A 12,427-nucleotide genomic window follows, 5' to 3' on the forward strand; every position below is an offset into this window, starting at 1 on the left:
CTCCATGACGATCCACGGCCGGTCGTCCTCCTCGACCACGTCGAAGACGGTGACCGCCGAGGAGTGCCGGATCCGCGCCGTCGCCTTGGCCTCGCGCAGGGTCCGGACGATCAGCCGGTGCTTCTCGTCCTCGTCCACGCTGGCGTTCATCCGCAGTTCCTTGACCGCGACCGTCCGGCCCAGCATCTCGTCCTCGGCGCGCCACACTGTGCCCATGCCACCACGACCGAGCACCGCGTCCAGCCGGTAGCGTCCGGCCAGGAGGCGGCCGGTGGAACCCTGCGCCTGGGTCATTCGGAACGTTCCCCCATGTGCTGCTGGCGGTCGTGATGACGGCACGTCGGACCGGCGTCGGGCCCGAACGCCCAAGCCTCCATCATCCCCTGTCCCGCGCGCGCCCGGCCACCCGGCCCCCGGCCACCCTGGTCCGCGCCCCGGACCGGGGCGGCGCTCCGTGCCCGATCTGTGATCGAAAACTCTGTCCGGCCGGCTCCGGCCACTGCTACCGTTCGGCAGCTCACCGTCTTTCCGGGGGGAAAAGGACGTCCATGACCGCATCCGCACCGGGCGCTGACGGCCAGTCGAACCGGCCGCCCACGGCCCGGCATTTCTCGGTCGCACCGGAACCGGAGACCCCGGAGGGGTACGTCGCCCCCGGTATGCCCGGTGCGCCGGTGGCCGGTTACCGCCCCGTCGACCCGGCCGACCCCGCCCCGGCGGCCGCCGCGACGCCCGAGCCGAACGCCCCCGGACGCCGTCGCCGGCGCGGGCGCGGGCGCGGGCGGACCGTCCCGGCGGTGGCGATCGCCGTCCTCGCGATGCTGGCCGGTGCGGCAGCCCTCGGCTGCGCGCCGATCCGCGCCGAGGCCACCGTCGGCTGGCTGGCCATCGCCCCGGCGGCCGCGGTGGCCTGGCCGCTCGGCCGGCTCGGCGGCCCCGGCCGGCTGCTGCCGCCGCTGGGCGCCGTGCTGGCCTCCGGCGCGCTGTTCCTCGGCCAGTTGCTCGGGCAGACCCGTCGGCTGCACCAGCTGGCCGGCACCGGGTACGGCGAACTGCTCCGCGACGCCCTCCCGCTCTGGCGCGCCGACCGCCGCACGCTGGACCTGGTCTTCTACGGCATCGCCGTGATCGGCGGCTTCCTGCTGACCCGCCGGGCCGCCACCCGCCAGTAGCGGGCCCGCCCGGCCCGGAACGGCGCGAGGCCCCGGTCGCGCGGTGCGACGGGGCCTCGGGCGGGAGCGGCCGGCTCAGCGGTGGTGGAGCGCCGGGTTGACGGTCACCTCGACCCGCTGGAACTCCTTGAGCTCGGTGTACCCGGTGGTCGCCATCGCCCGACGCAGGGCGCCGAACAGGTTCATGGTGCCGTCCGGGGTGTGCGACGGACCGGTGAGGATCTCCTCGGTGCTGCCGACGGTGCCGAGGTCGACCACCTTGCCGCGCGGCAGCTCCTCGTGCACGGCCTCCATGCCCCAGTGGTAGCCCTTGCCGGGCGCGTCGGTGGCGCGGGCCAGCGCGGCACCGATCATCACCGCGTCGGCGCCGCAGGCGACCGCCTTCGGGATGTCGCCGCTGTAGCCGACGCCGCCGTCCGCGATGACGTGCACGTAGCGGCCGCCGGACTCGTCCATGTAGTCGCGGCGGGCGGCGGCCACGTCGGCGACGGCGGTGGCCATCGGCACCTGGATGCCCAGCACGTTGCGGGTGGTGTGCGCGGCGCCGCCGCCGAAGCCCACCAGCACGCCGGCCGCGCCGGTGCGCATCAGGTGCAGGGCGGCGGTGTAGGTGGCGCAGCCGCCGACGATGACCGGGACGTCCAGCTCGTAGATGAACTGCTTCAGGTTGAGCGGCTCGGCGGCACCGGAGACGTGCTCGGCCGAGACGGTGGTGCCGCGGATGACGAAGACGTCGACCCCGGCGTCCACGACGGCCTTGGAGAACTCGGCGGTGCGCTGCGGCGAGAGCGCGGCGGCGGTGACCACACCCGAGTCGCGGACCTCCTGGATCCGCTGCTTGATCAGCTCGGCCTTGATCGGCTCCGAGTAGATCTCCTGCAGACGGCGGGTGGCGGCGGCCTCGTCGGTGATCGCGGCGATCTCGTCGAGCAGCGGCTGCGGGTCCTCGTAGCGGGTCCACAGGCCCTCGAGGTTCAGCACGCCCAGGCCGCCGAGGCGGCCGATGGTGATGGCCTGCTGCGGGGAGACCACGCTGTCCATGGGCGCGGCCAGGAACGGCAGCTCGAAACGGTAGGCGTCGATCTGCCAGGCGATCGAGACCTCCTTCGGGTCGCGCGTACGGCGACTGGGGACGACGGCGATGTCGTCGAAGGCGTACGCCCGGCGGCCGCGCTTGCCACGCCCGATCTCGATCTCAGTCACTTCGAGCCCTTCTGCTGGTATTGCTCATGCCCGGCCGGGTCACCCCGGCCGCCCCCCAGTATCCCGCACCCCCCGGGGGCCGCACGGCGCCGCCCCGTCCCCCGGACCGGCCGCGGACCGGCTGCGGACCGGCGCCCGGACAGCCCGGAGGGCCCGCCACCGGTCGGTGACGGGCCCTCCGGACCAGCGCGTGATCAGCCGCGGCTGGTGTAGTTCGGCGCCTCGACGGTCATCTGGATGTCGTGCGGGTGGCTCTCCTTGAGACCCGCCGAGGTGATCCGGACGAACCGGCCCTTGCTCTCCATCTCGGCGACGGTGGCGGCACCCACGTAGCCCATGGTCTGACGCAGGCCGCCGACCAGCTGGTACAGCACCGCGGACAGCGGGCCGCGGTAGGGGACCTGGCCCTCGATGCCCTCGGCGATCAGCTTCTCGTCGGAGGTGACCTCGCCCTGGAAGTAGCGGTCCTTGGAGAAGGACCGCGCCTGGCCGCGGGTCTGCATGGCGCCCAGCGAGCCCATGCCGCGGTAGGACTTGAACTGCTTGCCGTTGATGAACAGCAGCTCGCCCGGGGACTCCTCGCAGCCGGCCAGCAGCGAGCCGAGCATCACGGTGTCGGCACCGGCGGCGAGCGCCTTGCCGATGTCGCCGGAGTACTGCAGGCCGCCGTCGCCGATGACCGGCACGCCGGCCGCCTGACAGGCCAGGGCCGCCTCGTAGATCGCGGTGACCTGCGGGACGCCGATGCCGGCGACCACGCGGGTGGTGCAGATGGAGCCCGGGCCGACGCCGACCTTGACGCCGTCCACGCCGGCGTCGATCAGCGCCTGGGCGCCGTCACGGGTGGCGACGTTGCCGCCGACCACGTCGACCCCGACGGCCGACTTGATCTTCGCGATCCAGGCCAGCGCGTTGTGGCTGTGGCCGTGCGAGGTGTCGACGACCAGGAAGTCCACGCCCGCCTGGACCAGGGCCTGGGCGCGGTCGAAGGCCTCGGCGCTGGCGCCGACGGCGGCGCCGACCAGCAGTCGGCCCTCGGCGTCCTTGGCGGCGTTCGGGTACTGCTCGGCCTTGACGAAGTCCTTGACGGTGATGAGGCCCTTGATCCGGCCCTCGTCGTCGACCAGCGGAAGCTTCTCGATCTTGTGGCGGCGGAGCAGCGCCATCGCGTCGACGCCGGAGATCCCGACCTTGCCGGTGATCAGCGGCATCGGGGTCATGATCTCGCGGACCCGGCGGCTGCGGTCCGACTCGAAGGCCATGTCGCGGTTGGTGACGATGCCGAGCAGCTTGCCGCTCTCGTCGGCGATCGGCACGCCGGAGATGCGGAACTTCGCGCACAGCGCGTCGGCCTCGCCCAGCGTGGTGTCCGGGCCGACCGTGATCGGGTCGGTGACCATGCCGGACTCGGAGCGCTTCACCAGGTCGACCTGGTTGGCCTGGTCCTCGACCGACAGGTTGCGGTGCAGGACGCCGACGCCGCCCTGACGGGCCATCGCGATCGCCATCCGCGCCTCGGTGACCTTGTCCATCGCGGCGGAGAGCAGCGGGATGTTCACCCGCACGTTGCGGGAGACCCGCGAGGAGGTGTCGACCTGGTTCGGCAGCACCTCGGACGCCCCCGGCAGCAGCAGGACGTCGTCGTACGTGAGCCCGAGCATCGCGAACTTCTCGGGTACGCCTGCGGCGTTGTAAGACATTTCGGGGGTACCTTCCGTGGCCGGCCTAATCCGCTCACGCCCGAGGGTGGGGGCGCAGTCATCAGCTACTCGGACCGCCGAAAGCCGGGTGTCCATTGGAGGATCCTCCAGGGGAACCCCACACGCACCGTCGGAACTTTGGCGACCCGCCCAGACGCCGATACCCCATCGTACTGGCACCGCGAACGGCTCCTCGTGCTGCCCTTGACAACACCGGCCCACCATGAGTCATTCCATGATTCGCCCGCGCGCCCCCAGGGCGGCAACCAGCCCCCTAGGAGGACTCCTCCGCCAGGGCGCGGAGGCGGCTGAGGGCCCGGTGCTGGGCGACCCGGACGGCCCCCGGCGACATGCCGAGCACCTCGCCGGTCTCCTCCGCCGAGAGTCCGGCGGCCACCCGCAGCAGCACCAGTTCGCGCTGCCGGGCCGGCAGGTTGGAGAGCAGCTCCTTGGCCCACGCGGCGTCGCTGCTGAGCAGCGCCCGCTCCTCCGGGCCGAGCGCGTCGTCCGGCACCTCCGGCAGGTCGTCCTGCGGGACCACGGTCGATCCGGGCCCGCGCATCGCGGCCCGCTGCAGATCGGCGATCTTGTGCGCGGCGATCCCGTAGACGAAGGCCTCGAACGGGCGGCCCAGGTCCCGGTAGCGGGGCAGTGCGCAGAGCACCGCGACGCAGACCTCCTGGGCGATGTCGTCGACATGGTGCCGGGCACCGCCGGGCAGCCGGACCAGCCGGCCGCGGCAGTAGCGCAGCGCCAGCGGGTGGACGTGGGCGAGCAGGGCGTCGATCGCCGGGCCCTCGCCGCGGACGGCGGCCGCGACCAGCGCGGCGAGCGCGCCCGGCCCGTCGGCCGGATCCGCGTACGCCGGGCCGGGCCCGGGCGCGGAGGGCTCGGCCTCCACCGGGTCCGCCTCGCCGGGAGACCCCGTCACGTCGTCACGCATCGGTCCATGGTGCCTGGTCGCGCGGGAAAACGCGGCACCGCGTCCGGAGTTGTGCACCGGAACGTTATGCGGTGCCGCTCCGGTACGCACCACCGGCCCCTCCTGCACCGCACCGCCTCCCGCCCCACCGCCGCCGACGGTCCCGTCCGCGGCGCCGTCCGCCGAGTCTCCCGCGGCTGCGTGGTTCGCCGCAGTTCCTGTCCGCTGGTCCCCGAGGTGCTCCACTCCTCCATGGTGCAACCTCGGGGCCGTAACGTCACACGCCTCCGCAGGGGCAATCGCGAACAGCGGGCCGGAACCGGCGGCGGCGCCGGCGGTCAGCGGACCAGGCCCCACCGGAAGCCCAGGGCCACCGCGTGCGCGCGGTCCGAGGCGCCGAGCTTCTTGAACAGCCGCCGGGCGTGGGTCTTGACGGTGTCCTCGGAGAGGAACAGCTCACGGCCGATCTCGGCGTTGCTGCGGCCGTGGCTCATGCCCTCCAGCACCTGGATCTCACGTGCCGTCAGGGTCGGCGCGGCCCCCATGTCGGGGCTGCGCAGCCGCCGGGGGGCGAGCCGCCAGGTCGGGTCGGCGAGGGCCTGGGTCACGGTGGCCCGCAGTTCGGCGCGCGAGGCGTCCTTGTGCAGGTAACCGCGCGCACCCGCGGCGACCGCGAGCGCGACACCGTCGAGGTCCTCGGCGACGGTGAGCATGATGATCCGGGCACCGGGGTCGGCGGACAGCAGCCGCCGGACCGTCTCCACCCCGCCGAGGCCGGGCATCCGGACGTCCATCAGGACGAGATCGGAGCGGTCGGCCACCCAGCGGCGGAGGACCTCCTCCCCGTTCGTCGCGGTGGTGACCCGATCGACACCGGGTACGGTCGCGACCGCGCGGCGAAGCGCCTCGCGGGCGAGCGGGGAATCGTCGCAAACGAGAACGGAAGTCATGACTGTCGTCCTCCGCAGCTGATCCGCGTCACGTTGAGCCTCCTGGCTGGTACGAACCTCTCCGACACGGCCCACCGGCGTCAGACTCCGTGCTGATCGCCCAGGTTCCCCGCGATCGTTCCCGACGTCCGGCGTCCGCTAACCGCCTCCGCACTTCCAACGACCGTCACTCGAATGAGTTACGGCCTTCAGGGCCATCTCCACCACTGTACGTGGCCGACCCGTTACCGATCAGCCGCATCGCGGTGCACACGCCGCACTTTTGCCCAGCTCGCGCGCGGTCGGCGTACAACCCGCACACCCGCGCGGGGCTCCGCGCGCCGGTCGGCCACCCGATTGCCACGCTTGCGCCGGGCGACTGTCAGCTCGACAGTCATGCCCACTTTGCCCGTTTTTAGAGCTTTTGTATGGTCATTGACTGTTGTGCCACTCTGTGGGTGACTTGTCCATGGAGTTGCCGTAAGTCATATTTCCAGGTGTCCACACCGCGCCGGACGCCCCGCCGAGCCGACTCCAGCGCGACCCGCTGGTGACCGGCCCGCGGTCGACGACCTCTGAAGGGAATGAGCCATGGCAGATTTCTCCCGCCTCCCCGGCCCCAACGCGGATCTCTGGGACTGGCAGCTCTCCGCAGCCTGCCGCGGCGTGGACAGCTCCCTCTTCTTCCACCCCGAGGGAGAACGCGGCGCCGCCCGCAGTTCACGCGAAGCCAGTGCCAAGGAGGTCTGCACCCGCTGCCCGGTCCGCACCGAGTGCGCCGCGCACGCCCTGGCGGTCCGCGAGCCGTACGGCGTCTGGGGAGGTCTCACCGAGGACGAGCGCGAGGAGCTGATGGGCCGCTCGCGCCACCGTCTGGTGGAAGTGCCGCTGGTCGCTCCGGGCGTGTCGCAGCAGTAGGCGGCCGGTTCCGCGCCGGCCAGGAGAAACGTTTCTCCACCGGCGATCTCCCCCGGCCTCCACCGACCCCCCTGCGGCCCTTCCGACCCCCTCCGGGTGACCTCCGTCCGGAATCCGGCCCCGCCGGCCCGGTCCCGCCCGGCGGCCCGCTCCTCCGGCGGCCGGGCGGGGCGGCGGTGTCAGCGGCCGGCGGCCGCCCCGGACAGCCGCTCCAGCATCAGCGCCACCGCCGGCACCTCGGCGAGGTCCGGCAGGGTCAGCGCGACCACCTGCCGTACCGCCGGCGCCCCCGAGGCGGCGTGCACCGCCACCGTCGCCACCCCGTCCGGGCGCACCGACTCCAGTGCCAGTCCGGGCAGCACCGCCACCCCGAGCCCGGCCGCCACCAGCCCGACCACCGCCGGGTAGTCGTCGGTGGCGAAGTCGATCCGCGGCTCGAAGCCGGCCCCCGCGCACAGCTCCACCAGGTGGCCCCGGCACTGCGGGCAGCCGGCGATCCACTGCTCCTCCGCCAGCTCGGCCAGCTCCACCGGCCCGCCGCGCCCGGCCAGCCGGTGCCCGGCGGGCAGCAGGCCGACCAGCGGGTCGTCCAGCAGCGGGGTGGCCACCAGGTCGGACCAGTCGGCGCCGGCGCTCAGCTGCTGGGCCTCCAGATTGGCCTCGGCGCGCGCCTCCCGCGGCGTGCTGTGCGCGGGCACCGACGCGGTCGCGAGGACGGAACCGGGGGCCTGCGGATAGCGGAAGGCGAGCGCGACCTCGCACTCGCCGCCGCGCAGCATCGCCAGCGACTCCGGCGGCTCCGCCTCGACCAGCGACACGCGGACCCCCGGATGGGTGCCCCGCAGCCGGGCGACGGCCGGCGGCACCAGGGTCGAGCTGGCGGTCGGGAAGGACACCAGGCGGACCCGTCCGGCCCGCAGGCCGGCGATCGCCGCCACCTCCTCCTCGGCAGCGGAGAGTCCGGCGAGGATTCCGGTGGCATGCTTGAGCAGCACCCGTCCGGCCTCGCTGAGCTGCATCCCGCGGCCCGAACGGACCACCAGCGGGGTGTCCACGGACTTCTCCAGGGCCTTCATCTGCTGGCTGATCGCGGGCTGGGTGCAACCCAGCTCACGAGCGGCGGCGGAGAAGGAGCCGGTGCGGGCGACGGCACGCAGGACGCGCAGATGGCGGGCCTCGATCATGCCTCCAAGATATAAGGCATTCTTTGCAACTAGCAAAATTCAACTGATAGTTGAAGGATGGAACACACCGTTGCGGCCTCGCCCGGGCCCGGCCGGTGCCGCAACGCCGGAGGCCCGGCCCGCCACCCCCAGCGGGGCGCGGACCGGGCCTCCGGTCAGTGCGTCGGGCCTCAGTGCGAGTGGCCGTGACCGCCGTGGCCGTGACCGGCGTCGGCCTCCTCCTCCTTCTTCTCCACCACGAGGGTCTCGGTGGTGAGAAGCAGGGAGGCGATCGAGGCGGCGTTCTCCAGGGCGGAGCGGGTGACCTTGACCGGGTCGATGACGCCGGCCTTCACCAGGTCGCCGTACTCGCCGGTGGCGGCGTTGAAGCCCTGACCCGGCTCCAGCTCGGCGACCTTGGAGGTGATGACGTAGCCCTCCAGGCCGGCGTTCTGGGCGATCCAGCGCAGCGGCTCGTGCAGCGCCTTGCGGACGACCGCGACACCGGTGGCCTCGTCGCCCGACAGGCCCAGGCCGCCGTCCAGCACCTTGGCGGCGTGGACCAGGGAGGCGCCACCACCGGCGACGATGCCCTCCTCGACCGCGGCACGGGTCGCCGAGATGGCGTCCTCGAGGCGGTGCTTGCGCTCCTTCAGCTCCACCTCGGTGGCGGCACCGACACGGATGACGCAGACGCCGCCGGCCAGCTTGGCCAGGCGCTCCTGCAGCTTCTCGCGGTCCCAGTCCGAGTCGGTGTTGGCGATCTCGCCCTTGATCTGGGCGACGCGGCCGGTCACGGCCTCGGAGTCACCGGCACCGTCGACGACGATCGTCTCGTCCTTGGTGACGGTCACGCGGCGGGCGGAGCCCAGCACGTCCAGACCGGCCTGGTCGAGCTTGAGGCCGACCTCCTCGGAGATCACGGTGCCGCCGGTGAGGACGGCCAGGTCGCCGAGGATCGCCTTGCGGCGGTCGCCGAAGCCCGGGGCCTTGACGGCCACCGCGTTGAAGGTGCCGCGGATCTTGTTCACCACGAGGGTGGACAGCGCCTCACCGTCGACGTCCTCGGCGATGATCAGCAGCGGGCGGGAGGTGCCGCCCTGGAGGATCTTCTCCAGCAGCGGCAGCAGCTCCTGGATGGAGGAGATCTTGCCCTGGTTGATCAGGATGTACGGGTCCTCGAGGACCGCTTCCTGACGCTCCGCGTCGGTGACGAAGTACGGCGACAGGTAGCCCTTGTCGAACTGCATGCCCTCGGTGAAGTCCAGCTCCACGCCGAAGGTGTTCGACTCCTCGACGGTGATGACACCGTCCTTGCCGACCTTGTCGATCGCCTCGGCGATCAGCTCGCCGACCTGGGTGTCCTGGGCGGAGAGGCTCGCGACGGCGGCGACGTCGTCCTTGCCCTCGATCTCGCGGGCGACCGACAGCAGGTGCTCGGAGACGGCGGCGACGGCCTTGTCGATGCCCTTCTTCAGGGCGGCCGGGCCGGCACCCGCGGCGACGTTGCGCAGACCCTCGTTGACCAGGGCCTGGGCCAGCACGGTGGCGGTGGTGGTGCCGTCACCCGCGACGTCGTTGGTCTTGGTGGCGACCTCCTTGACGAGCTGCGCGCCAAGGTTCTCGTACGGGTCGTCGAGCTCGACCTCACGGGCGATGGTGACACCGTCGTTGGTGATGGTCGGGGCGCCGAACTTCTTGTCGATGACGACGTTGCGGCCCTTGGGGCCGATGGTCACCTTGACGGTGTCGGCCAGCTTGTTGACACCGCGCTCGAGCGAGCGGCGGGCGTCCTCGTCGAACTGCAGGATCTTCGGCATGTTCCCTATTCCTTCGGGGTGCGGCCGTCGCGGGCCGCTCGACTACGTGAACCAACAGCCACGCCCCGGCCCCTGTCACTAGGGACACGGATCCGGGGCGTGGCTGAACGCTTTTACTTCTCGATGATGGCGAGAACGTCGCGCGCGGAGAGCACCAGGTACTCCTCGCCCTGGTACTTCACCTCGGTGCCGCCGTACTTCGAGTACAGGACGATGTCACCCACGGCGACGTCGAGCGGCAGACGCTGGCCGTCCTCGAAGCGGCCCGGGCCGACAGCCAGGACGACGCCCTCCTGGGGCTTCTCCTTGGCGGTGTCCGGGATAACCAGGCCGGAGGCCGTGGTGGTCTCGGCGTCGAGCGGCTGGACCACAATGCGGTCCTCGAGCGGCTTGATGGCAACCTTGCTGCTGGTGGTCACGTCCGAGCTCCCCTTCGGAGATTACGGGGTTTTCTAACGGGTAGGGGCGAACTCACGGATCTGCCGTCGCGGGGGTCAGACACGCATTGTCGCGTTAGCACTCCCCCGGTGGTGAGTGCTAGTGACGACCATAGGCCGCCGTTAGCACTCAGTCAACCAGAGTGCCAACGCCACGCGGGCCGGTCCCGTCGGAGGCACCCGTGACCGCGCGCTCCCGCCCGCGGGGCCGGCGCCCCGGGCCCGCCCGTGACCGGGGAGAATGAGCGGGTGGAGAACGACGACCTGCGGGCCCTGCTGACCGAGCGGGGCCAGGCCCTGCTCGCCGAACTGCGCGAGTTCGCGCCCGAGGAGGAGCTGGCACTCGCCACCCGGCTGCGCAAGGAGCACCCCGCCGAACTGGTGTCGGCCGCCTTCGGGCAGGCCCGGCTGCGGCAGCGGGCCCGGGCCAAGTTCGGCGCCGACGCCGATCTCATGTACTTCACGCCCAACGGCGTCGAGCAGTCCACCCGGCGCGAGGTCGCCGAGTGGCGGGCCGAACGGTTCGCCGGGCTCGGGGTGAAGCGGCTGGCCGACCTCTGCTGCGGCATCGGCGGCGACGTCCTGGCGCTGGCCCGGGCCGGGATCGAGGTGCTCGCCGTCGACCGGGACCCGGCGGCCTGTGCCGCCCTCGCCGCCAACGCGGCCGCCCTGGGCCTGGCCGACCTGGTCGAGGTGCGCTGCGCGGACGTCGCCGAGGTCGACGTCACCGGCTACGACGCGGTGTTCACCGACCCCGCCCGGCGCACCGCGCGCGGCCGGGTCTTCGACCCCGAGGCGTACGCCCCGCCGCTGTCCTGGGCGATCGAGGCCGGCCGGCGGGCCCCCGTCGGCGCGCTCAAGGTGGCGCCCGGCATCCCGCACGAGGCCGTGCCGGCCGACGCCGAGGCCGAGTGGGTCTCGGACCACGGCGACGTCAAGGAGGCGGTGCTCTGGTTCGGCACCCGGGCCGGGCACCCGCACCGCGCCACCCTGCTGCCGCAGCGGGCCGGCCTCACCGGCGGCGACCTGCCCGACCCCCCGGCCGGACCGGTCGGCCGCTACCTGTACGAGCCGGACGGCGCCGTGATCCGCGCCCATCTGGTCGCCGAGGTGGCCGGGCTGGTGAACGGGCGGCTGATCGATCCGAAGATCGCCTACCTGACCTCCGACGAGCTGGTCGACACCCCGTACGCGCACGCCTTCGAGCTGACCGACGTGATGCCGTTCCACATCAAGAAGCTCAAGGCGCTGCTGCGCGAGCGGAAGGTCGGCACGGTGGTGATCAAGAAGCGCGGGATGGCGATCACCCCGGAGGAGCTGCGCCGGCAGCTGCGGCCCGCCGGTCCGAACGCCGTCACGGTGGTGCTCAGCCGCACCGACAACGGCCCGCTGATGATGCTCGGCCACCCCGTCACCGGACCGGCCGCGGCCGTTCAGGCGGCCGGAGCCTCGATGTAGTCCTCCAGCCGGGCCACCGCGAAGCCCTGCTCCTGGATCCGGGCCAGCAGCTCGCCGAACATCTGCGTCATCGTCTCGCCCTTGAGGTCCTTCGGGCCCCGGAAGTGGGCGAGCACGATGTCGCCGGGCCGCAGCTTCTTGTCCGCGGCCTGGTACTGCATGTCGTGGATCTGCATCGACTCGCGCCACAGCACCACCGCCCTCGGCCCGCACTGCTGCACCGAGGTGTTGAGCGCCGGCGTGTTGGCGCCGTCCCCGTACGGCGGCCGGAACAGCAGCGGCGGGGTGCCGTACTGCTGGGTGAGCGCGGCCTGGGCGTCGCAGATCTCGGACTTCTGCTTCTCCGGCGGCACCTTGCTCATTTGGGCGTGGTCCACGGTGTGATTGTGGACGTGGTTGCCGAGCGCCTGGAGGCGCTTGAAGTAGCCGTAGTCGTCCTTGACGATGTCGCGGGTCAGGAACATCGACACCGGCACCTTGAGGTCGGTCAGCATCTCGACGAACTTCGGGTCCTTCTCGGCACCGTCGTCGATGGTGACGAAGACGACCTTGTCGGAGGTCTTCACCTCGCTGAACACCGGGACGGGCCCGGTCCGCGCGAGCTTCACCGGCTTGTCGGCGGGTGCGGGCGGCGCCGGCGGCAGCGGCGTGAGCTGCCACTTCGCCCACGCGGCGGCGTCCCCGGCAGCCGGGCCGCCCCCGGTC

The 12,427-nt window shown here is 72.4% G+C and carries 12 protein-coding genes; 3 read left to right on the forward strand and 9 right to left on the reverse strand.

Features of this window, described 5'->3' with window-relative positions:
* A partial coding sequence (locus VR45_RS50415) for a protein kinase (RefSeq protein WP_045937785.1) occupies nucleotides 1–294 on the reverse strand: 294 nt, incomplete at its 3' end.
* A gap of 254 nt (nucleotides 295–548) precedes the next feature.
* On the opposite strand from VR45_RS50415, the gene VR45_RS01130 reads away from it, so the two are divergent.
* Complete coding sequence (locus VR45_RS01130; RefSeq protein WP_045937786.1) at nucleotides 549–1,172, forward strand: hypothetical protein; 624 nt, start codon at nucleotides 549–551, stop codon at nucleotides 1,170–1,172.
* 75 nt (nucleotides 1,173–1,247) lie between these two features.
* Here the strand turns inward: VR45_RS01130 and VR45_RS01135 are convergent, their stop codons facing one another.
* From VR45_RS01135 to VR45_RS01150, 4 genes are all read right to left on the reverse strand, one after another.
* Nucleotides 1,248–2,375, reverse strand: coding sequence for a GuaB3 family IMP dehydrogenase-related protein (locus VR45_RS01135; protein ID WP_045937787.1), 1,128 nt, complete (start codon nucleotides 2,373–2,375; stop codon nucleotides 1,248–1,250).
* Between the two features lie 194 nt (nucleotides 2,376–2,569).
* Entirely contained in the window at nucleotides 2,570–4,075 is a 1,506-nt protein-coding gene (guaB, locus tag VR45_RS01140) for an IMP dehydrogenase (RefSeq protein WP_045937788.1), read from the reverse strand.
* Nucleotides 4,076–4,349: 274 nt separating this feature from the next.
* Entirely contained in the window at nucleotides 4,350–5,018 is a 669-nt protein-coding gene (shbA, locus tag VR45_RS01145; protein ID WP_078896129.1) for an RNA polymerase sigma factor ShbA, read from the reverse strand.
* 317 nt (nucleotides 5,019–5,335) lie between these two features.
* On the reverse strand, nucleotides 5,336–5,947 hold the full coding sequence (locus VR45_RS01150; RefSeq protein WP_014136228.1) for a response regulator transcription factor: 612 nt from the start codon (nucleotides 5,945–5,947) through the stop codon (nucleotides 5,336–5,338).
* 570 nt (nucleotides 5,948–6,517) lie between these two features.
* On the opposite strand from VR45_RS01150, the gene VR45_RS01155 reads away from it, so the two are divergent.
* Entirely contained in the window at nucleotides 6,518–6,844 is a 327-nt protein-coding gene (locus VR45_RS01155) for a WhiB family transcriptional regulator (RefSeq protein ID WP_030393337.1), read from the forward strand.
* A 179-nt stretch (nucleotides 6,845–7,023) separates the two neighbouring features.
* Here the strand turns inward: VR45_RS01155 and VR45_RS01160 are convergent, their stop codons facing one another.
* From VR45_RS01160 to groES, 3 genes are all read right to left on the reverse strand, one after another.
* A complete protein-coding gene (locus VR45_RS01160) occupies nucleotides 7,024–8,028 on the reverse strand; it encodes a LysR family transcriptional regulator (RefSeq protein ID WP_045937789.1) in 1,005 nt (334 codons plus the stop codon).
* A gap of 170 nt (nucleotides 8,029–8,198) precedes the next feature.
* Nucleotides 8,199–9,827, reverse strand: a complete 1,629-nt coding sequence (gene groL / locus VR45_RS01165) for a chaperonin GroEL (RefSeq protein ID WP_045937790.1) — start codon at nucleotides 9,825–9,827, stop codon at nucleotides 8,199–8,201.
* 113 nt (nucleotides 9,828–9,940) lie between these two features.
* A complete protein-coding gene (gene groES, locus VR45_RS01170) occupies nucleotides 9,941–10,246 on the reverse strand; it encodes a co-chaperone GroES (RefSeq protein WP_014136232.1) in 306 nt (101 codons plus the stop codon).
* A 267-nt stretch (nucleotides 10,247–10,513) separates the two neighbouring features.
* Here groES and VR45_RS01175 point away from each other — a divergent pair, with 267 nt between their 5' ends.
* Nucleotides 10,514–11,722: a methyltransferase domain-containing protein gene (locus tag VR45_RS01175; RefSeq protein WP_045937791.1), complete on the forward strand. Its 1,209-nt coding sequence runs from the start codon at nucleotides 10,514–10,516 to the stop codon at nucleotides 11,720–11,722.
* On the opposite strand, the gene VR45_RS01180 is transcribed toward VR45_RS01175, so the two are convergent.
* Nucleotides 11,698–12,427 (reverse strand): polysaccharide deacetylase family protein (locus VR45_RS01180; protein WP_045937792.1); only part of this gene is annotated, 730 nt, incomplete at its 5' end. The genes VR45_RS01175 and VR45_RS01180 overlap by 25 nt on opposite strands.

The sequence above is a fragment of the Streptomyces sp. NRRL S-495 genome, from assembly GCF_000966955.1.
In the GTDB taxonomy this organism is placed as follows: domain Bacteria; phylum Actinomycetota; class Actinomycetes; order Streptomycetales; family Streptomycetaceae; genus Kitasatospora; species Kitasatospora purpeofusca.